Here is a 19,640-nt window from a genome sequence, read left to right as displayed (position 1 = left end):
CCGATTGAAGACATTCTGACGTCAGCGATTGAAAGCGTGGTTCAAAAAGAATCCTTGCTGAAGGGTTCCTGCCGGTTCCGGGAGCAAGATGACATCGTCATGGTCCAGCGTCTTTCCGCAAATGGCGGGCTTCACGTTATTGTGTCGTGCTGTTCATTGCTGGCTGGCAGCTAGCGCTCAGAAAGACTCGACCATGATGTCACGCACACTCCATCCCGGAGGTGATATCGGCTGTCAGGCGCTCTCGCTCAAGGCATGTTCGATGCGGGTGGCGGGGACACTCTTGCCGGCATCATTCACGAAATCCGTCGCGTGATTCTTGTCTTCAATGGCCCACTTGCGAGCATGTCCGCGACTGCCTTCTTCACTCAAGGCATGCTGCACTCTGCCTGCCGCCACGCTCATGCCGCTTTCCACATAGATTTGCGTGCTGCGCTCGGCCGGCTGCGCCTGCCCCATGATACGGCTCTCGCTCAATGCCTCACGGACACGGGTGTCGCTTTCGCCATTGTCGGCAAATGCCGCATTGCTCGCAGCACACAGCGCAGCTGTCACACACAGTACTTTCATGGCTTTCATGATGTCACTTCTCGTCTTTTGCGTTGGGTTGGTCAGAACTGCAAAACTTGCGATTTGCGGAACGTCAGGTTGATAAAGCTCAAGATTGATGGAACGTAAAATCGATAGAACGTGAAATCGATAGAACGTCAGGTTGGTGGCGCCAAGGGCCTGTGAGCCAAGGGCCTGTGAGCCAAGCGCGTTGTCAGCCGATAGATTCCCTGAACAGGCTTCACTGGCCACCCTTGGCCACGCCTGACCTCACATATTGAACTTCACCAATGTCACGATACGTGACAGGCCCTGGGCCGCCGCCAATGACTGCGCAGTATTGCCACGCGCATCCTGGATCGAGGGGTCCGCACCTGCCTGCAGCAACAGTTTGATGATGTCTTCATTGCCGAACAGAGACGCCATCATCAGCGCCGTCTGGCCACTGTAATTGCGATGATTCACATCACAGTCGGTATTGGCGATCAGCCATCTGGCTGTCTCGTCAAAGCCGCGAAACGCCACGCCCATGAAGGCATTGCTGCCCTTCTCATCGAGTGCACAGGCGTCAGCACCGGCGGACTTCAGTAGCGCCAGGGTGTCGGTATGCCCGTAGTAGGCCGCGAGAATGAAAGGGGTATAGCTGCGGGAATTGGTGACCGAGAGATCACCGCCCTGCTGAACATATTCACGGATCGCGGCATTGTCGCCATCGCGTGCGGCGTCAAAGATATCGATGTCGCCAGCCGCGACAGCCTGCCCCGCCATCACCATCATCAGCAGACTGGCCAACACCGCCAGCCATCTTCTGCCCAGGCCGTGTTGCTGCCCGATGGGGACTGTGGCTCGCATCGTTTGCATCTTGCGCTCCTCTCTCGTCTTTCGCTCGTGTTGCGCTCGTCTGGCGCACATGTTGCGCTCGTGTTGCGGCCGGCAGAGGAGCGCAAGCTCCCCTGCCGGGTCAATCAGTTCCGGGACTTCCAGGCAGCGGTTGATCACGATCGCATCACGCTTTTCTTCATACGCTTTGCTTTCAGCCGCTGCCTCAGATGTCTCAGTCCTCGATCAGCTCTTCCACGTCATCCATGTCGACATCTGCCACCTTGGCCAGACGCTCACCGTATTCGTGGTCGGCCTGGTAGAAGTGGCTGACCATGATCTCGCGGATCTCCTCGTTCTTGACCTTGCCCAGGTCAGACCCCAGCGCCTGGATCAGAGCGTCCTGATCCTGCTCGGAGAAGGAGCGATACAGCTCACCGGCCTGAGCGAAGTTCTGCTGCTTGTCGATCGGCTGCTGCTGAGTGGTGCCATTCAGGGTGTAGCGCTTGTACTCGTACTGGCTGTCATCCACCAGCGAGTCGGCGTTGCGGCTCGGCTGATAGTTGATGGAGCCGGAACGCGGCTTGGAGTAACCCGCGCCGTCCTGATGGTTGTTGTGCACCTCATTCTTGGGCGCATTCACCGGCAGCTGCATGAAGTTGGCTCCCAGGCGATAACGCTGGGCATCGGCGTAGGCGAACAGACGCCCCTGCAGCATGCGGTCTTCGGAGGGCTCGACACCCGGCACCAGGTTGGCCGGCGACATGGCCGCCTGCTCGGTTTCCTGGAAGAAGTTGTCCGGCGTACGATTCAGCGTCAGCTCACCGACCTTGCGGGCAGGAATCAGGTCTTCCGGCCACATCTTGGTGGTATCGAGCGGATTGAAATCGAAGCTGTTCAGCTGGCTGGGATCCAGAGTCTGGATATAGAGATCCCAGACCGGGTCATCGCCGGCATCCAGATGGGTGTAGAGGTCATCGGTCAGATGGTTGAAGTCAGTGGACTGCACCTTGGCGGCTTCTTGCGGCGTCATGCCGTGGTTGCCCTGACGCGACTTCCAGGTGAACTTCACGTACTTCCAGTCGCCTTCGGCATTGACGAACTTGAAGGCATGCACGCCAGAACCATCCATCTCACGCAGGCTGGTCGGAATCCCCAGCGGCGAGTAGAGGTAGGTCAGCATGTTGGTGCTTTCGGGGATGTGGCTGAAGAAATCGAAGTAGCGATTCGGGTCCTGCAGGTTGGTACGCGGGTCCGGCTTCAGCGCATGGATCATGTCCGGGAACTTCATCGCATCGCGGATGAAGAACACCGGGAAGTTGATGCCCACGATGTCCCAGTTGCCCTGTTCGGTGTAGAACTTGACGGCGAAGCCACGCGGGTCGCGCAGGGTCTCCGGCGAGCCCTTGCTGTTGATCACGCTGGAGAAGCGCACGAAGACAGGCGTCACCTGGCCCTTGTCCTGGAAAGGTGCCGCGACGGTCAGATCGGTCAGGTCCGCGGTGGCACGGAACTCACCGTAGGCACCGGTACCGCGAGCGTGGACGACACGCTCCGGAATGCGCTCGCGTTCGAAGTGCGCCAGCTTCTCCAGCAGGTGGTGGTCCTGCAGGAGTGTCGGGCCGTTCGGGCCGGCGGTCAGGGAGTTCTGGTTGTTGCCGACCGGCGCACCATTGGAGCGAGTCATCACTTCCTGCTGCGCCAGACTGCTGGCAGAAAGGCCCAGCGCCATCACGGCCGTCAGGGTCTTCATGGGAAAACGTACGTTCAGCATCTCGCAAATTCCTCGTTAAATCAGGGAGTAACGGGGCGAGGAGTATTGGCGAGAAGTTCCCATAGCAAAAATAAATAATAACTAACCATGGGATAGTGAAAACCTAACGTGTTGCAATATAAGCACCAGTTGATTCATCCCGCCAGCGAGGAACCCGAGGTGGCGTCCGGCACGACGGCCACGGCTTGCTGCATGTTCATGCATACAGGTGTCGTGCTGCTGCGGTTTTCAGGCCAGATGCAAACTTCACCGTCATCAATCGCCCAGCGAGAGACCGCCAACCCAATGCCTGAGGGCCAGACGTTCAGACCATGATTGTTGCGTCCTGTCATCCAATCCGCGCGGCTCAAGATACTCGATGCTGGCCGTCGCCCACCTCGAATACACACGAATCAAGGCCCACCGTCAGCCCACTCCCCCTTTTTTCCTTGTCGTCCGCTGCCGTCCGCCTGTTGCTGAGAGCCTACTGTTTAGCACCTCTCGCCAAGCGCTATAGGACTTGATCGGCCCTGCCTGAAATGACCAAGGGAAAGGACCGAGAGACATGGCCGAGAGACATGGCCGAGCGAAGGGCCGGGCATGGTATGCCTGAGCCAGGCCAAACCTGCTCCCTGTCAGGCGTGTCCATACGCCAGAAACGACAAGGGCCCCTCATGTTGAGGGGCCCTTGTCGTTAGGTCTTGCGACGTATCTTTCAGCGCATGGCGCGGTTACGCCTGGCGATTCGTCTTCTTCGGCTTGCGCTGGAAGGCCGGCATGTCATCGATGACCAGTACCGGATTCAGCTCTTCCTTGGGGAAGTCATTCTTGAGCCAGCGCAGCATCGAGAGCGCCAGAATCAGCATCACCGGAATCATCGGCAGCGCCACCACGATGGTCGAGGTCTGCACCGTCTGCAGGCCACCCAGCTGGATCAGCGCAACCCCGACGGCCGCGATCAGGAAGGCCCAGATCAAGCGGAACGAGCGCTTGGGCTCCTGATACCCGGACAACTTGCGTGAGGTCACCGAGGCCAGCACGTAGGCCGAGCTGTCCAGCGTGGTCGCCAGGAAGATGAAGCACAGCAGGATAAAGGCCACCGTGACCAGCTTGGCATACGGCAGGGTCTGCAGAATGCCTTCCACCGCCAGCGGGATACCGCCGCTGTCCAGCAGCGCCTTGATGTCCAGCGCGCCGCTGATCTGCAGGTCCAGCGCGTAACCGCCCCACACCGCGAAGAACACCCAGGTCCCCAGCGAGCCGAACACCAGCTCCGCGATGATCAGCTCACGAATGGTACGGCCGCGCGAGATACGCGCCACGAACAGACCCACCATCGGCGCGTAGGCGATCCACCAGGCCCAGTAGAAGACAGTCCAGTCCTTCCAGAAGGTGGAATCCCCCGCCGGGTCGGTCCACAGGCTCATCGGGATGAAGTTGCCCAGGGTCTTGCCGAGGCTGTTGACGAAGCCTTCGACCATGAACTGCGAGTCACCGACGATAAAGGTGAAGGCCAGCAGGAAGATCGCCAGGATCACGTTGACGTCGGAGAGAATCTTGATGCCCTTGGCCAGGCCGAACCAGACACTGGCGGAGAACATCGCCGTCCAGATGCACAGTACCGCGACTTCCAGCCCGAAGTTGGCTTCCATGCCCAGGATACCGCTGACCAGCTGTGATACCAGCGGGACCGCCAGCCCCAGCGAGGTGCCGACGCCGCCGACGATCCCGAACACGACGATGGAATCCAGCAGCACGCCCCAGGCGCCATCCGCATGACGGCCCAGCACGCCGCGAGAGGCGACGGACAGACGCACGCCATCACGCTTCTTGACGTACATGGAGTAGGCGATCGGCAGGCCCGGCAGGCAATAGAAGGCCCACGGCGTCAGCCCCCAATGGAACTGACCGAAGGCCAGCGCCCATTCCGCGGCTTCACGGCTCTTGGCCGCCACGTGATAGGCCGGCGAGGTGTAGTAGTAGATCGGCTCGACCCACGCCCAGTTGACGATCGCAATCCCCATCCCGCAGGTGAAGATCATCGCCACCCAGCTGAAGTAGGAGAAATCGGGCGTGTCCTCTGCCCCGCCCAGTCGGACGTTGCCGTAGCGGCTGAAGGCCAGCCAGATGAGGAATCCGACGACGCTCAGGCCGGCCACCAGATACAGCCAGCCGAACTTGCCGGTGGCGAAGGAGAAAGCGGCATTGATCAGCGCGGTGCTGGCATCCGGGAACAGGATGACCGGGCCGATGAAGGCCAGGATGACCAATACGGCGGGGATGAAGACACGGGGGTCCAGATGATCGCCATCACTGGCGGGGGGAACTGCTTCTTGCACGACTACCACCTTAGTGAGAAAGCCCGAGCAAGAGGGGCGAGACGTCGCTCTTGCTCGGGCAGTTCGCTGTATTCAATAATTTTTCATAATGAAAAGAGCGCGGTATTATACATTTTTTTATTCCACGCGCATTATACTTTCCCGGCAACCGCGGGGAGCATGAATCGCGACACGGTATTTTCTCATGTAATCATGAATTTAATTCATTAACCCCGCGCTGCGCGCTCCCCCTCCTCGCGCTCTCCTCGTGCCTTCTTCGCGCCCTCCTCGACCAAGTTTCCGCCAGACGCGAACAGGCCGCCGACACGTCAATGTCGGCGGCCTGTGGGTCTCAAGCGCTCATGAGCGGCGACTGTCACGCAGAAGCCAGCATCTTGCGCGGCAGTCTTTCCGCTTTTGCTTCGCGAGGGTCTCGCCAGCCGATGCGCCACTATCAAGAGCCGCATCATCCACGTTTGCCTCGTGTCACAAGACGCTCAGCGCTTGAGCACTTCTCATGCGCCGGAAGCTGACCCCGGCAAGCTCAGGGTCAGACAAGCCGGCCTTGAGCGATCAGCACTGGCTGACGTACTGGGTCACGAAAACGCCCCACCTCGTGAATCACGAGATGAGGTGTTTGAACGTCTCAGGCGCTATCGACAGCCTTTAGTCGGCGGCCCTCAGTGAACAGGCACCGTATGGCGCGATCAGCTTGGCAGGTACTCCTCACTCCAGCTTTCGGACACCACGCCCTCCTCGATCAACTGATCGATCTCTTCATCGCTGTGATCAAGCCCCTTGAGTACCGAGCGGGTCGAGGCGCCGTATTTCTCGGCCGGCGACAGCGGGTAGATGCGTCCACGCCGCGGACGGATGGCGTAGGGATCAAGCTGGGTGATCTCGTGACCACTGGGGTGATCCGAGTAGACCGAGAACGAATAGCTGCCGGCATCGATCCCGGTCCGCTCGCCAGCCGGGTGGACGTTGTAGGAGCGCAATGTCTCCAGGTTCTCGCACACGGCCGCGGCGATATCCGCCGCCTGCAGTCGCTCGACCCAGTCATTGGCTCGCGCGCTGATGAAACGCGGTGCCAGGTAGGCGGCACGCTCCTCACGCGGGATTTCCGGCAATTCTTCCAACCCCTCGACCTTGCGGAATTTCTCCAGCTCCGACTCATAGACACTGACCAGCAGGATGCCATCGGAGGCTGAATAGAAACGAGCCAGGTCATCGTAGCCGGTCGCCTCACGACCGGAGGGCTCGTCGAACAGGCCACGGCGCTCATAGTCATAGCAGAACGGCAGCTGGGCCAGACCGCTCAGCGCCGACAGCGAGGTCTTGATGCGCGAGGTGCGGCCGGTCTTGAGCTTGCGATACAGCGCGGTGGCAATCCCCAGCGACGCGCCAAAGCCGCACATGACATCGATGGTGCCGACGTGGGCGTGCTCCTCGGGAGTGTCCATGCTGCCACCGAAGCGCAGCATGATGCCGGTGGTGGCCTGCACCAGATCGTCATAGCCGAGGTAGTTGGTGCGCGGCCCGGGCAGCACACCACTGAAGCAGTCCAGCTGACAGAAGACGGCGTCCGGGTTGAGCTCGCGCATGGCCTCCTCGCTCAGGCCCATGGAGGCCACCTGCCGGTCGGTGGCATTCCAGACCACCACATCACTCTGGCGGATCAGCTCATCCAGGATGGCACGCCCGCGGGGCTGTCTGACGTCGGTCAGCAGAGAGCGCTTGGAGCGCATGTGCGACAGGCCGAAGATGACGGTATTCCAGCAGTCATAGAACGGCTTGGCCGGATCGACCTTGATGACCTCGGCACCGAAGCGCGCCAGATACGCCACCGAGTGCGGCCCGGCGATCACGTTGCACAGATCCAGAATCTTGACGCCTTCCAGCCAGCCATCGCGGGCATTGCGTGCCCGCACCCGCGGCAGCTTGGTCTCGATACGGGTCAGCACCGACAGCGCATGGGTGACGCTCACCCAGCGCCGCGGCCTGGGCGTCAGCATCTCCTGGCCGCTGTCGGCCATCCACACCATCGGGCCGGGCTGGATCATCAGCCCGAATTCCGGGTCCTCGACCTCGACCATCAGGCCCGCCGTCTCGGCGTGGTCATCGTGGATCCACTCCTGCAGCCAGCGCTGCGGCGCACCGGGGAACTTGCCCTTGCCGAAGATCTTCTCCCATTCCTTGGAGGTGCGCGTGAGGAAGACTTCCTTCATGCGCGCCGCGATATGGTCAGCCCAGGACTTGGGCAACGGATAGACGCCCAGCGACATGTCGGATTGCCATTCGCTGCTCGGGCGATAGGTATCCGGCTCCTCGCTCATGCCTTCGGCGACCAGCTCATCGTAGAGGCCCAGTACCTTCAGGCAGCGCTTGGCGTGCTCGCGATGACTCGGACAGACCACATAGAACATGCGGCCATCCTTGCACTTGTAGCTGCGATAGAAGGGATCAAGCAGCTCCTGCAGCTCGTCGTAGTCGAGATTCATCGGCTGGCCTTCGATACGCCGACGTTCGATCTCCTTCTCGCGCTGGGTCTTGTATCGCTCCGGCAGGCCCTCGATCTTGATCGAGTTGTAGCAGAGCCCTTCCATCAGCGCGCAGACCAGCGGCACCTCGATCTCGTCGCCCATGCCGGTCCGCTCGCGGGCCTGCAGCGCCAGTACCACCGAGGAAGCCGCCAGCATGGTGCCGTAGGCCGAGCCCAGCGGCAGCGGCGAGAAGGACGGGTTGATGCCCATCAGCACCCGGTTGAGGCCCATGTCGGTGAAGACGCCGGAATTGGCGGCGATCACGCTCTCGAAGGCGCGCCAGTCGCGGCGCAGGGTGTCATTGGAGGCAAAGCCGGGAATCGACAGCGTGATCAGCTCATTGCGCTCCTCGCGCAGGGCCTGGAAGTCGATGCCCAGCCGCTTCATGACCCCGGGGCGGAAGCTCTCGATCACGATGTCGGCCTCCTCGATCAGCGCCAGCGCCTGCCCGACGCCCTCCTCTGACTTGAGGTCCAGCGAGACGATCAGCTTGTTGCGATTGAGCGTGGCGTTGGCCGGCGACTGCCACAACGGCCCGCCGGGCGGGTCGACGTGAACCACGGTAGCGCCCAGGTCGGCGAGGATCATGGCGACGGCCGGGCCCGCCATGTATTGACCGAAATCGATGACCTTGACGTCAGTCAGCGGCAGGCGGGTTTCGGAGTGGATTGTCATCGGTGCGGTCCTTCTGTCCGGGGGGCATGCGGGTCGCGTCAGCCCCGGTGAGCGTCATGTGTTGAGAGAGACAGGAAAAAAGTGCACTCAGCGAGGCTTGGCGTCATCGCGCGGGCTGGGGGTCTCCAGCACCAGATGCGGTTCCAGAACCTTGCGAGCGAAGTCCTGGCGCAACCAGCGCACCAGCGACCAGGTCAGGATGAACAGCACCGGAATCATCGGCAGCGCGACCACGATGGTGGAGGTCTGCACCGCCTTGAGGCCGCCCAGCTGGATCAATGCCACCCCGACCCCGGCAATCAGGAAGGCCCAGATCAGACGTACACTGCGCTTGGGCTCCTGATACCCGGAGAGCTCACGGGTGGTCACCGACGCCAGCACATAGGCCGAGCTGTCCAGGGTGGTGGCCAGGAAGATGAAGCACAGCAGGATGAAGCTTGCGGTGATCAGCTCGGAGAACGGCAGCGTGGCGAGAATCGCGGACACGGCGCCGGGGATACCGCCGTCGCTGAGCGCAGCCGCGACATCCAGGGTGCCACTCACCTGCAGGTCCAGCGCATAACCGCCCCAGACCGCGAAGAACACCCAGCAGCCCAGCGAGCCGAACACCAGCTCGGCGATGATCAGTTCACGGATGGTGCGCCCCCGCGAGATACGGGCGACGAACAGCCCCATCATCGGCGCGTAGGCGATCCACCAGGCCCAGTAGAAGACGGTCCAGTCCTTCCAGAAGGTCGAATCGCCCACCGGGTCGGTCCACAGGCTCATGGTCACGAAGCTCGACAGCATGGTGCCGAGACTGTTGACCCAGCCTTCCACCATGAACAGCGATGGCCCGGCGATGAAGGTGAAGGCCAGCAAGGCGATGGCCAGAATCACGTTGATGTCGGAGAGAATCTTGATGCCCTTGGCCAGCCCGAACCACACACTGGCGGAGAAGATCGCCGTCCAGATCAGCAGCACTCCCAGGTTGAGCGCAAAGGACGGCTCGATGCCCAGCAGATCGCCAAGCAGTCGTGATACCAGCGGCACCGCCAACCCCAGCGAGGTGCCGACACCGCCGACGATGCCGAACACCACCACGGCATCCAGCAACACGCCCCACCAGCCATCGGCACGCTTGCCGAGCACGCCGCTGGAGGCCACGGACAGACGCACGCCCGGGCGATTGCGGACATACATGGAATAGGCGATGGGAATCGCCGGCAGGCAATAGAACGCCCAGGGCGTCAGTCCCCAATGGAACTGGCCATAGGCCAACGCCCACTCGGCCGCCGCATCACTGCCGGCCTTGACGTCAAATGGCGGGCCGGTGAAATAGTAGATCGGCTCGACCCATGCCCAGTTGACGATGGCGATACCGATGCCGCCGGCGAAGATCATCGCGACCCAACTGAAATACGAGAACTCCGGTGTGTCCTGCGGGCCGCCCAGACGGACGTTGCCGTAGCGGCTGAACGCCAGACCGATCAGGAACACGACGACGGAGAAGCCCGCCAGCAGGTAAAGCCAGCCAAAATTGCCGGTCGCGAAGGCGAAGGCCGCATTGACGGCAGCCTCACCGGACTCGGGAAACAGGATGATGGGAATGATGAGGCCAGCGATGACGAGCACCGAGGGCAGGAAAACCCGCCAGTCGATCTCGTCGCGGGCCTTATGGGAGGCGCGGGGCTCGCATGTCGGGCTCCCGCTGCCGGAAGCCGTCTTGGGCGCAGAACTGCTCATGTTGATCACCGTTATTGTGGTTATGCGGTTCGGTGTTTAGGCGAGGTCCACCGCGATTGGCGTATCACTGGTGGACCACTCAACGCATGGTGTTGAAAGGGGCTAAAGAGTCTGGCTGTCCAAAGTCGGAATCTCTGACGCGTCCATCGCTTGCCGTCACGTCTCAAACACGGCACAAACGAGGCCGAGACTCGTCAGTCCCGCTCAATCGGGACAGAATTGCGCAATGCCATCCTCGAATGACCAATCGATATCGTGATTCTCCGAGATCGTGATCAGGACGTTGCCGGGGGCAATCCCCGGGTTTCTGCCCAGCGCCTCGACCACTCTGGCGTAGAACGCCTTCTTGGCCTGGTCCGGCTTTCCGCTGCGCATCACCAGATGCATCATCACGCGGTCCTGATCACGTGACTGGAATTCGAGGTCCTGATGGGCACATTCATGGATCACCTGGTAGCGATCATCTGCCGGGAAATCCAGGGTCTCGATGACGGCGGCATTGACCTCATCGGCAATCGCCTTGCGATAAGCATCAGACTTGCCTTTCAGAACATTGATCGTGACAAAGGGCATCATGGCCTCCGCTGGCACCCGGACAAGGGGTGCGGTGAATGAACATCGAACTTGCCAGACCCCGGGGCCTAGCGATGACGGAAGACCGGCGCTCGCTTGGCAACGAAGGCGCTCATGCCCTCCTTCTGGCCCTCGGTCGCGAAGGCGGCCTGAAAGAGCAGACGCTCTTGACGAAGCCCCTCATTGAGCGGGGTCTCGAATGCCGTGTTGACGGCTGACTTGGCCATCTTGACCGCCGGCGTGTTGTAGCCCGCGATGGTATGCGCGGCCTCGAGCGCGTTCTGCATCAACTCATCCTTGGGCACGACCCGCGCCACCAGGCCAATCTCCTTGGCCTCCTGAGCGCCGATGTTGCGGCCGGTCAAGACCATATCCATCGTCATCGCCTTGCCGACCGAGCGGGCCAGGCGCTGTGATCCGCCGATGCCCGGCAGGATGCCCAGCTTGATTTCCGGCTGGCCAAACTGGGCGTCTTCCGAGGCGATGATGAAGTCGCACAGCAGGGCCAGTTCACAGCCGCCACCGAGGGCGAAACCACTGACGGCGGCGATGATCGGCTTGGAAATCCTGCGCACCTCGTCCCAGGGCGAGAGAAAGTCATCCATGTAGAAATCAGTGAAAGACTTCTCGGCCATTTCCTCGATGTCCGCACCGGCGGCAAAGGCGCGGGGATTACCGGTGATGACGATGGCGCCGATGCCCGGGTCGGCGTCCAGCTCGCGGAGGACCGCCAGCGTCTCCTCGGCCAATTGGCGGTTGAGCGCATTCAGACTTTTCGGGCGATTGAGGATGATCAACCCTACGCGCTCGCGGCGCTCGACGACGATCATCTCGAGATTTTCCGGCTCCGGCGCGTCAGACGCCGACTGTTTGGCCTGGGGTTGCGATTTCACCATCTTGTTCATTCTTGTCTCCCGATGTCGGGTGGCGTCACTCTGGCGTGAGTTCTGGCGTGAGTTCTGGCGTGAGTTCTGGCGTGAGTTCTGCGTAAATTCGGCGTCAGTTCGGCGTACTTACTGCGCATCGCCGGACGTTGCGGTACTGGGCGATGACGCGTCACTGGATGACGCGGCGTCTGGCGCTGCGCCGCGCGTTTTCGCGGCGGTACCTGATGACTTGCGAGCCGGACGGGCCTTGTGTGCGCTGCCATTCTCGCTGCTCTGTTCACCGCTCTGTTTGCTGCCATTCTCGGCGGTCTGTCCGCCGTCTTTCTGGCGGTCAGATTCGGGCAGATGATAGGCACCATGGCGTGCCATCAACTCGTCCAGAATCGCCTCGCGATGCTGGCCAAGGCCCGGCGCACTGCAGGGCACCTGACTGTCGATGTCCCGGCGCCCCGTGAGCTTGATCGGATTGCCCGCCGTCCTGAATGGCTTGCCGGCCTTGCCCTGGACCTGAACGATCATGTTGCGGGCCTTCAGCTGCGGGTGATCGAACAGCTTGTCGATGGTATTGATCGGCGAGCACGGCACGCCCTCCTCATTGAGCAGATCCACCCAATGATGAACCGGCTGCTGCACCAGGATTTTTTCCATCTCGATCACCAGTTCCGGACGATTCCTGCAGCGCATGTCGTTGCTGAGAAAACGCGGATCGAAGGCCAACCGCGCCGCACCGATGGCATCGGCCATCAACAGGAACAAGGTGTCGTTGCCGGCCGCGATGACGAGCTTGCCATCCTGCGCATTGAAGCTTTCAAACGGCGCCAGCGAAGGATGGCAATCGCCGGTGCGATGCGGCACCTTGCCTTCGATATCGAAGCGCGCCAGCGCCGTTTCCATCAGCGCCGCCTGGCAGTCGAGCATGCCGATATCCACCCGCGTGCCCTGGGCATCCCGGGTGCGGCTATAGAGCGATGCGAGAATGCCCACCGCCGCAAACAGCGCCGCGCTCAGGTCGCCAAAGCTGGTCCCCACGCGGGCAGGCTCACCGTCAGGCCAGCCGGTCAGGCTCATGATGCCGCCCATGGCCTGCACGACCATGTCGTAGCCGGGCAGTTCGCTGAAGGGGCCGGTGTGCCCGAAGCCAGAGATCGAGGAATAGATCAGGTGAGGATGCGTTCTGGCCAAGCGCTCAGGGCCATAGCCCAGGCGGTCCATCACCCCGGGACGGAAGTTCTCCACCAGCACATCCGCCTCATCCAGCAGGCGCTCAAGCAGCTCGCGGTCACGAGGCGACTTGATGTCCAGCACGATGCTTTCCTTGTTGCGGTTGAAGCAGCTGAAATAGGCGCTTTCTCCCTCCACGAAGGGACCGAATTCGCGGGTATCGTCTCCGGTCCCGATCTTCTCCACCTTGATGACACGTGCGCCCAGGTCAGCCAGCACCATGGTGCAATAAGGCCCGGCGAGTACCCGTGAGAAATCCAGCACGGTGATCCCGTCCAGTGGCCCCTTCTTGAGTTCCGTCTGCGTCGAGATGGCCATCCGGTCAACTCCCAAAGTCGTGGCGTATTACTGTGCGTTCAGGATCCATCCCGCGGCTTTTTCCGCGATCATCAGGGTCGGCGAGTTGGTATTGCCGCTGACGATGGTCGGCATGATGCCGGCATCCGCCACCCGCAATCCCTGGATACCGCGCACACGCAGACGGCTGTCGACCACCGCCATCGGGTCGTCCGCGCGCCCCATGCGCGTGGTGCCCACCGGATGGAAGATGGTGGTGCCTATATCGCCGGCTAGCCTGGCGAGCTCTTCATCAGTCTGGTACTCGACCCCCGGCTTGATCTCCTCGGGCTTGTAACGCGCAAAGGCAGGCTGGGAGGCGATGCGCCGCGTGACCCGCAAGGAATCGGCCGCGACCTTGCGGTCTTCTTCCGTGCTCAGGTAGTTGGGCGCGATGGCCGGGGCCTGACGCGGGTCGGCGCTCTGCAGACGCACCGTGCCACGGCTGGTGGGGTTGAGATTGCAGACACTCGCGGTGATCGCCGGGAAGGGATGCAACGGTTGCCCGAAGGCCTCGAGGCTCAGTGGCTGGACGTGGTACTGGATGTTGGGATGGGCGTAGTCATCGCTGCTGCGCGTGAAGGCCCCCAGCTGCGACGGCGCCATGCTCATCGGCCCGGAACGCTTGAACAGGTACTGCATGCCGATGCCCATCTTGCCCAGCAAGGTGCTGGCCATGGCGTTCAGGGTCTTGGCATTGGTGACCTTGTAGACCGAGCGGATCTGCAGGTGATCCTGCAGGTTCTCGCCGACGCCGGGCAGGTCCTTCACCACCTCGACGCCATGTTCCTCCAGCAATGCCCTGGGTCCGACGCCCGAAACCTGCAGCAGATGTGGCGAGCCGATGGCGCCGGCACACAGCACGACTTCACGCTTCGCCGAGAGGTTGATGACCTTGCCGTCACGCACGACCTGCAGCCCCGTGCAGCGCAGATCGGTAGCTTCTTTCGCCGCCCCTGTTTCAGCCCCCATGCCCTGCTCGCCGCCCGCAAACAGCAGACGATTGACCTGGGTGGAATGCCACAGCGTCAGGTTGCTGCGCTTGAGCGCGGGGCGCAGGAAGGCCTTGGCCGTGTTCCAGCGCCAGCCCGCACGCTGGTTGACCTCGAAATAGGCCACCCCTTCATTGCTGCCACGGTTGAAGTCCTTGGTGCGCGGAATGCCGGCCTGCTCGGCCGCACTGGCGAAGTCATCCAGCACTTCCCAGTTGAGGCGCTGACGCTCGACGCGCCACTCCCCGCCGTGACCATGGAAATCACGCTGCTCAGGATCACTGCTGGCGCCGTCATCCAGCAGCGCGTGGTCCTCGTGACGCATGAAGTCAGCCAGACACTGCTCCCAACGCCACTCGTCATCGCCGGACACCTCAGCCCAGTGATCGTAATCCCGCGCCTGGCCGCGCATGTAGATCATGCCGTTGATGCTGGAACAGCCGCCCAGCGTCTTGCCGCGCGGATAGATCAGCGAACGGCCATTGAGGCCCTTGTCCGGCTCGGTGCGGAACATCCAGTCGGTGCGCGGGTTGTTGATGCAGTACAGATAGCCCACCGGAATGTGAATCCAGTGGTAGTTGTCACGTCCGCCCGCCTCGACCAGCAACACGCGGTGGTCAGGGTTGGCGCTGAGGCGATTGGCCATCAGGCAGCCGGCGGAACCGGCGCCCACGATGATGTAATCGAATTCAGAGAGATCGTCGCCCGGTTTGGCGGGGCGAGCGTCCTGCTCGCCCTCCGGGGATCGATGCGGGTTGTTCTTGTTGTCTGACATGGCGCGTCCCTCTCCAGACAGCTGGCGTATGCTGGTAGGTAACCAGAATGCAGATGACTACGATGCAGATGGCGACAGTGCAGATGGCCCAGTCGCGAGCGACTTACTTGGCCGTCGGCATGGCGAATTCGGCACCGGCATCGATGGAATCCGACCAGCGCTGCATGATGGACTTCTGCTTGGTATAGAAACGCACCCCCTCTTCACCGTAGGCGTGGGTGTCCCCGAACAGGGAGCTCTTCCAGCCACCGAAACCGTGCCAGGCCATCGGGACCGGAATCGGCACGTTGATGCCGACCATGCCGACCTGAATGCGGCGCCCGAATTCACGCGCGACACTGCCGCTCTCGGTGAAGCAGCTCACGCCGTTGCCGAATTCGTGGTCGTTGATCAGCTGGATGGCGGTCGCGACGTCCGGCACGCGGACACAGGCCAGGACCGGGCCGAAGATCTCTTCCTTGTAGATGGTCATGTCCGGCGTGACGTGATCGAACAGCGTGCCGCCCATCCAGAAGCCTTCAGTGCTGTCGCCGCCGATGTCGTTACCGGAGAACTCACGCCCGTCGACGATCATCTCGGCGCCTTCCGCGACGCCCTTTTCGATGTAACCGCAGATACGCTCATGCGCCTGACGGGTGACGATCGGACCCATCTCGGCGTCCAGATTCATGCCGTCCTTGATCTTGAGCTCGCGGGCACGCTCGGCCAGACGCGGCACCAGGGTGTCCGCCACATCGCCCACCATCACCGCGACGCTGATGGCCATGCAACGCTCACCCGCGGAGCCGTAGGCCGCGCCGATCAGGGCATCCACCGCCTTGTCGAGATTGGCGTCCGGCATCACCACCATGTGGTTCTTGGCGCCACCCAGTGCCTGGATGCGCTTGCCGTGACGTGCGCCGCGCTCATAGATCAGGTTGGCGATCGGGGTCGAGCCCACGAAGGACAGGGCGCGCACCTTGGGGTGATCGATCAGCGCCTCGACGGAATCCTTGTCGCCCTGCACCACGTTGAAGACGCCATCCGGCAGGCCCGCCTGCTTGAGCAGGTCCGCCATCATCAGTGAGGCGCTGGGGTCCAGCGGGCTCGGCTTGAGCACGAAGCTGTTGCCTGCCGCGATGGCGACCGGGAACATCCACATCGGCACCATCACCGGGAAGTTGAACGGCGTGATGCCGGCGACGACGCCCAGCGGCTGGCGCATCGTCCAGTTGTCGATGCCGGTGCTGACCTGGTCGGTGAAGTCACCCTTGAGCAGCTGCGGGATACCGCAGGCGAATTCGACGATATCGATGCCGCGTGCCACTTCGCCCTGGGCGTCGGTGAATACCTTGCCGTGCTCGCGGGTGATCGCCTCCGCCAGCTCGTCCTTGTGCTCGTTGAGCAGTGCGAGGAACTTGAACATCACTCGGGCACGGCGAATCGGCGGCGTGTCGGCCCAGGCCGGGAAAGCGGCGTCGGCAGCAGCCACGGCGGCATCGACATCACTGTTGCGGGCCAGCGCGACCTGACCGGTCACCTTGCCGGTGGCCGGATTGAAGACATCCTGAGTGGCGCTGGAATCGCCTCGGGTCACCTGGCCGTTGATGAAATGCTGGATAGCGTTGGCTGCTGTCGTCATGGTGCTGATCTCCGCTGGCGGTGTTTTATAGGAATAAGCCTGTGTAATGCACATGTCTGGCGCTGAAGGTCCTTCGCCTGGTCAATGACGAACGAGGACATGCCATCAGCAGGTGTTCATGAAATTACGCCGCCACGCGCAGGGTGCAATTGAGTAATTCTTGGGTGAGATATAACGATTGCTGATATCCGATTTCGCTCAGAAACTTCTCCGCTTCCCTCGAGAACCAGAGCAACAGTCAAGCGTTTACAATCAATCAGTTACAACGAAAAAGAAGGAAGGTGTTTCGACAGTGGCAGGCGATTCGATCACGAGGCCTGACCCGGGTGAACACGGCTTACCGCGACCAATGGCCAATAGGTGGCAGAGAACGCATTCAGGCCACAATGCGTGATGCAGGGCCAGCAGCACGTCTCTCGCCGGCCAGAAAATGCCAAACACATGGATGTCACTGATGCAGGATCTGTCCCGACTCAACGCCTTTGTCACCGTGGCGCGCACCGGCAGCGTGTCGCGAGCGGCGCAGGCGTTGCACCTCACCCAGCCCGCGATCAGCCTCAAGCTCAAGCAATTGCAGGAAGGCCTGGGATTGAGCCTGTTCGAGCGTCACCCCCATGGCCTGTTGTTGACGGCCGATGGCCAGGCCTTGCTGCCCAGTGCCGAGAAGACCCTGGCCAGCGCACGTGGCTTCGAGCAGGCCGCCGCGGCACTGCACAGCACAGTGCGCGGCAAGCTGCGCATCGGCACCATCGTCGACCCGGAATTCATTCGTCTGGGTAGCTTGCTGCGCCATCTTCTGGAACGCGCACCCAATCTGGAAACGGAACTCCACCACGGCATGAGCGGCTGTGTCCTCAAGGCGCTGCGCCAGAATGAGCTGGAAATCGGCTTCTACCTCGCTCCCCCCGGAGAAGGCCCACGTGATGACTCCCTCTGTTATCGCGAGCTGGCATTCTTCGACTATTTCATTCTCGCCCCCAGCGGCTGGTCAGCGCGCCTGACGGAGACTGACTGGCCTTCCCTGGCCGCCCTGCCATGGATCGTGACGCCGGAAAACTCCGTTCACTCACGCCTGCTGGCACATGCCATGCGCGACAGTCAGTGCACCCCTCACCGCGTGGCGCAGGTGGACCAGGAAGTCTGCATGCTGGATCTGGTGCGCGCCGGCGTCGGGCTGACACTGGCCCGTGATGTATTGGCGCTGGCCGAGCGTCAGGAACGTGGCCTCAATATCGTGCCGGATACCCGCCTGCCCTGCGCCTTGAGTGTGGTGTGGCGGCACGACAAGCAACACGAACCCTGTGTCGAAGCCGCTCTGCAAAGTCTCGAAGAGGTCTGGCCGTCCGAGTGAAGGAAGGTGGCCTTCCGAGATCGGACAGCAAGCGTCATGCTGACCAGAGAGGCAGGTGTGCATTCCGCGTTCTCCCTTCTTGCACGGCCATGCAGCACACTTGATCGCCTCGGAGCTCTGGTGTCAGGGCGCGGGGCTACTCCGTTGGCGCGGGATGGATTATTCTAGTCGTGATACTGAAAAAGCCGCATGTCCCGCCAGAGGCCGAGGGATGGCCCCTGCTCATGCGCTAGCGAAGTATCCCCAGATGGCAGCACTGTCGAATCACAAGGTAATACAATGATAGATTTCAATAATAAAGGCTTTTTTAAACTCAAACAGAACGATGAATATGCCGAACGCGTCAATGACCTGCTGATCGATGGCGAAGAAATCATTTCAGCCTATAAATCAATGCGTGACGGGGTCGTGTTTACCAACAAACGTATTATCGCTGTCAATGTTCAAGGATTGACGGGCAGCAAGAAAGACTTTACCTCCCTCCCTTACAAGAAAATTGAAACCTATTCCATCGAAACTTCCGGCACCTTTGATCTTGATTCAGAGCTCACGATCTATTTCTCGGCACTCGGCACGGTGAGATTTGAATTTACCGGCAAGACACGCCTTACCGAAATCTCGCAAGTCATCACCACCTATGTGTGTTGACTCCCTGCTGCTTCAGATGTGAATTCCTTTGATCAAACGGGGTTACCCAGATGAGTGACATGTCAGTCGACCAGTTCGAAGAAAGCATGAAACGCGAACTCGACAAGTTCGTGCGCAGTACCAACAGAACCGCCAGCTCAACCTCCCGTGATACCGCTCCTCGCGCGCGTCCTGAAGCACCACGCGCCAGAGAGACCACCACTCCCCTCAAGGGACTGCGTGTGACGCTTGGCGTCAAGCAGAAGCGACTGGCATTGGAAGTGCCCTTCACGGTGCAGACCGACAGCATCTCGCGAATGGAAGCGCGTATCCATGCCGAGAAGGCGGCACGCAAGGCCGGCTGGAAGATCATCAGCCATGTGATCGACTGGAATGATACCGAGCGAGAACCCGACGCTCGCTGATACCTCGGTTACTACGCCTAAAGGGGGTGACATCGGTTGCGCCACTAGCCCATATCGAGATTACCGGAAGGCAATCAGGCCTTGGGCGGCATAGGCTCTGTAGACACACTCACGGTCTAGAGGGGTATGCGAATGAAACACTTCGATTCATTGTTCTCGCTGTTCGCGGCGGTCCTGTTGTCAGCTCTGCTGCCCTTTACCATGGAAAGTGACGCAAGGTCTGCCTCTCACGACCCGCAACCTTTCTCATCCCCTCTGGCAGAAGGCTCGCTCAAGGAAGACGACGGTGACGAGACGCCAGACGCGTGAGTTACCGACGTTGGGGTAGCCTGATGTGTAGCCCTTCGCGAATCTATCGCCTGGAAACGTCTGCCCCGGTAAACGCCACCTTTCTCGACACTGCCCGCTGGATCACCTCCCAGGCCGGCGCTATCGCTTCCGCTTGCGTCT

At 61.3% G+C, this 19,640-nt stretch carries 15 protein-coding genes; 4 read left to right on the top strand and 11 right to left on the bottom strand.

Translation table 11 applies throughout. The features are described 5' to 3' along the window. Positions 1–234: 234 nt before the first annotated feature. The 11 genes from AOG28_RS18345 to AOG28_RS15835 form a co-directional block, all read right to left on the bottom strand. The gene (locus AOG28_RS18345) at positions 235–801 is read right to left on the bottom strand and encodes a hypothetical protein (RefSeq protein ID WP_152965460.1); all 567 of its coding nucleotides are present in this window, start codon (positions 799–801) and stop codon (positions 235–237) included. An 18-nt stretch (positions 802–819) separates the two neighbouring features. Further along, the gene (locus AOG28_RS15880) at positions 820–1,410 is read right to left on the bottom strand and encodes an ankyrin repeat domain-containing protein (RefSeq protein WP_054557122.1); all 591 of its coding nucleotides are present in this window, start codon (positions 1,408–1,410) and stop codon (positions 820–822) included. A gap of 193 nt (positions 1,411–1,603) precedes the next feature. Then, positions 1,604–3,142 (bottom strand): catalase, encoded by a 1,539-nt coding sequence (locus AOG28_RS15875; RefSeq protein ID WP_162490621.1) that lies wholly within the window; start codon positions 3,140–3,142, stop codon positions 1,604–1,606. A gap of 710 nt (positions 3,143–3,852) precedes the next feature. Then, positions 3,853–5,460, bottom strand: coding sequence for a BCCT family transporter (locus tag AOG28_RS15870; RefSeq protein WP_054557121.1), 1,608 nt, complete (start codon positions 5,458–5,460; stop codon positions 3,853–3,855). Between the two features lie 686 nt (positions 5,461–6,146). Further along, positions 6,147–8,657, bottom strand: coding sequence for a CoA transferase (locus AOG28_RS15865; RefSeq protein WP_054557120.1), 2,511 nt, complete (start codon positions 8,655–8,657; stop codon positions 6,147–6,149). An 87-nt stretch (positions 8,658–8,744) separates the two neighbouring features. Continuing rightward, positions 8,745–10,382, bottom strand: coding sequence for a BCCT family transporter (locus AOG28_RS15860; RefSeq protein ID WP_082388902.1), 1,638 nt, complete (start codon positions 10,380–10,382; stop codon positions 8,745–8,747). Between the two features lie 204 nt (positions 10,383–10,586). Beyond that, positions 10,587–10,955 carry a tautomerase family protein gene (locus AOG28_RS15855; RefSeq protein ID WP_054557119.1) on the bottom strand — a complete coding sequence of 123 codons (369 nt, stop codon included), beginning with the start codon at positions 10,953–10,955 and terminating at the stop codon, positions 10,587–10,589. Between the two features lie 68 nt (positions 10,956–11,023). Continuing rightward, complete coding sequence (locus AOG28_RS15850) at positions 11,024–11,860, bottom strand: enoyl-CoA hydratase-related protein (RefSeq protein ID WP_200906816.1); 837 nt, start codon at positions 11,858–11,860, stop codon at positions 11,024–11,026. A gap of 108 nt (positions 11,861–11,968) precedes the next feature. After that, positions 11,969–13,381 (bottom strand): CaiB/BaiF CoA transferase family protein, encoded by a 1,413-nt coding sequence (locus AOG28_RS15845; protein ID WP_235507057.1) that lies wholly within the window; start codon positions 13,379–13,381, stop codon positions 11,969–11,971. 27 nt (positions 13,382–13,408) lie between these two features. Further along, the gene (locus tag AOG28_RS15840; protein WP_082388901.1) at positions 13,409–15,166 is read right to left on the bottom strand and encodes a GMC family oxidoreductase; all 1,758 of its coding nucleotides are present in this window, start codon (positions 15,164–15,166) and stop codon (positions 13,409–13,411) included. A gap of 103 nt (positions 15,167–15,269) precedes the next feature. Further along, entirely contained in the window at positions 15,270–16,787 is a 1,518-nt protein-coding gene (locus AOG28_RS15835) for a CoA-acylating methylmalonate-semialdehyde dehydrogenase (protein WP_054557118.1), read from the bottom strand. Between the two features lie 454 nt (positions 16,788–17,241). Here AOG28_RS15835 and AOG28_RS15830 point away from each other — a divergent pair, with 454 nt between their 5' ends. From AOG28_RS15830 to AOG28_RS18470, 4 genes are all read left to right on the top strand, one after another. Beyond that, positions 17,242–18,138, top strand: a complete 897-nt coding sequence (locus AOG28_RS15830; RefSeq protein ID WP_054557117.1) for a LysR family transcriptional regulator — start codon at positions 17,242–17,244, stop codon at positions 18,136–18,138. Positions 18,139–18,417: 279 nt separating this feature from the next. Further along, positions 18,418–18,786: a PH domain-containing protein gene (locus tag AOG28_RS15825; protein ID WP_054557116.1), complete on the top strand. Its 369-nt coding sequence runs from the start codon at positions 18,418–18,420 to the stop codon at positions 18,784–18,786. 50 nt (positions 18,787–18,836) lie between these two features. After that, positions 18,837–19,190 (top strand): hypothetical protein, encoded by a 354-nt coding sequence (locus AOG28_RS15820; protein WP_152965459.1) that lies wholly within the window; start codon positions 18,837–18,839, stop codon positions 19,188–19,190. A 132-nt stretch (positions 19,191–19,322) separates the two neighbouring features. Continuing rightward, positions 19,323–19,499 (top strand): hypothetical protein, encoded by a 177-nt coding sequence (locus AOG28_RS18470; RefSeq protein ID WP_160317890.1) that lies wholly within the window; start codon positions 19,323–19,325, stop codon positions 19,497–19,499. The last annotated feature ends 141 nt before the right edge of the window (positions 19,500–19,640 follow it).

The sequence above is a fragment of the Cobetia sp. UCD-24C genome, from assembly GCF_001306765.1.
In the GTDB taxonomy this organism is placed as follows: domain Bacteria; phylum Pseudomonadota; class Gammaproteobacteria; order Pseudomonadales; family Halomonadaceae; genus Cobetia; species Cobetia amphilecti.
This window is presented reverse-complemented; position numbering and strand designations above follow the sequence as displayed.

What these genes read in the sequence shown, in the direction of transcription:
- AOG28_RS15880 (WP_054557122.1), bottom strand. Translation starts at nt 1,410, where the DNA reads ATGCAAACGATGCGAGCCACAGTCCCCATCGGGCAGCAACACGGCCTG.
- AOG28_RS15875 (WP_162490621.1), bottom strand. Translation starts at nt 3,142, where the DNA reads ATGCTGAACGTACGTTTTCCCATGAAGACCCTGACGGCCGTGATGGCG.
- AOG28_RS15865 (WP_054557120.1), bottom strand. Translation starts at nt 8,657, where the DNA reads ATGACAATCCACTCCGAAACCCGCCTGCCGCTGACTGACGTCAAGGTC.
- AOG28_RS15860 (WP_082388902.1), bottom strand. Translation starts at nt 10,382, where the DNA reads ATGAGCAGTTCTGCGCCCAAGACGGCTTCCGGCAGCGGGAGCCCGACA.
- AOG28_RS15855 (WP_054557119.1), bottom strand. Translation starts at nt 10,955, where the DNA reads ATGCCCTTTGTCACGATCAATGTTCTGAAAGGCAAGTCTGATGCTTAT.
- AOG28_RS15850 (WP_200906816.1), bottom strand. Translation starts at nt 11,860, where the DNA reads ATGAACAAGATGGTGAAATCGCAACCCCAGGCCAAACAGTCGGCGTCT.
- AOG28_RS15845 (WP_235507057.1), bottom strand. Translation starts at nt 13,381, where the DNA reads ATGGCCATCTCGACGCAGACGGAACTCAAGAAGGGGCCACTGGACGGG.
- AOG28_RS15840 (WP_082388901.1), bottom strand. Translation starts at nt 15,166, where the DNA reads ATGTCAGACAACAAGAACAACCCGCATCGATCCCCGGAGGGCGAGCAG.
- AOG28_RS15835 (WP_054557118.1), bottom strand. Translation starts at nt 16,787, where the DNA reads ATGACGACAGCAGCCAACGCTATCCAGCATTTCATCAACGGCCAGGTG.
- AOG28_RS15830 (WP_054557117.1), top strand. Translation starts at nt 17,242, where the DNA reads ATGCAGGATCTGTCCCGACTCAACGCCTTTGTCACCGTGGCGCGCACC.
- AOG28_RS15825 (WP_054557116.1), top strand. Translation starts at nt 18,418, where the DNA reads ATGATAGATTTCAATAATAAAGGCTTTTTTAAACTCAAACAGAACGAT.
- AOG28_RS15820 (WP_152965459.1), top strand. Translation starts at nt 18,837, where the DNA reads ATGAGTGACATGTCAGTCGACCAGTTCGAAGAAAGCATGAAACGCGAA.
- AOG28_RS18470 (WP_160317890.1), top strand. Translation starts at nt 19,323, where the DNA reads ATGAAACACTTCGATTCATTGTTCTCGCTGTTCGCGGCGGTCCTGTTG.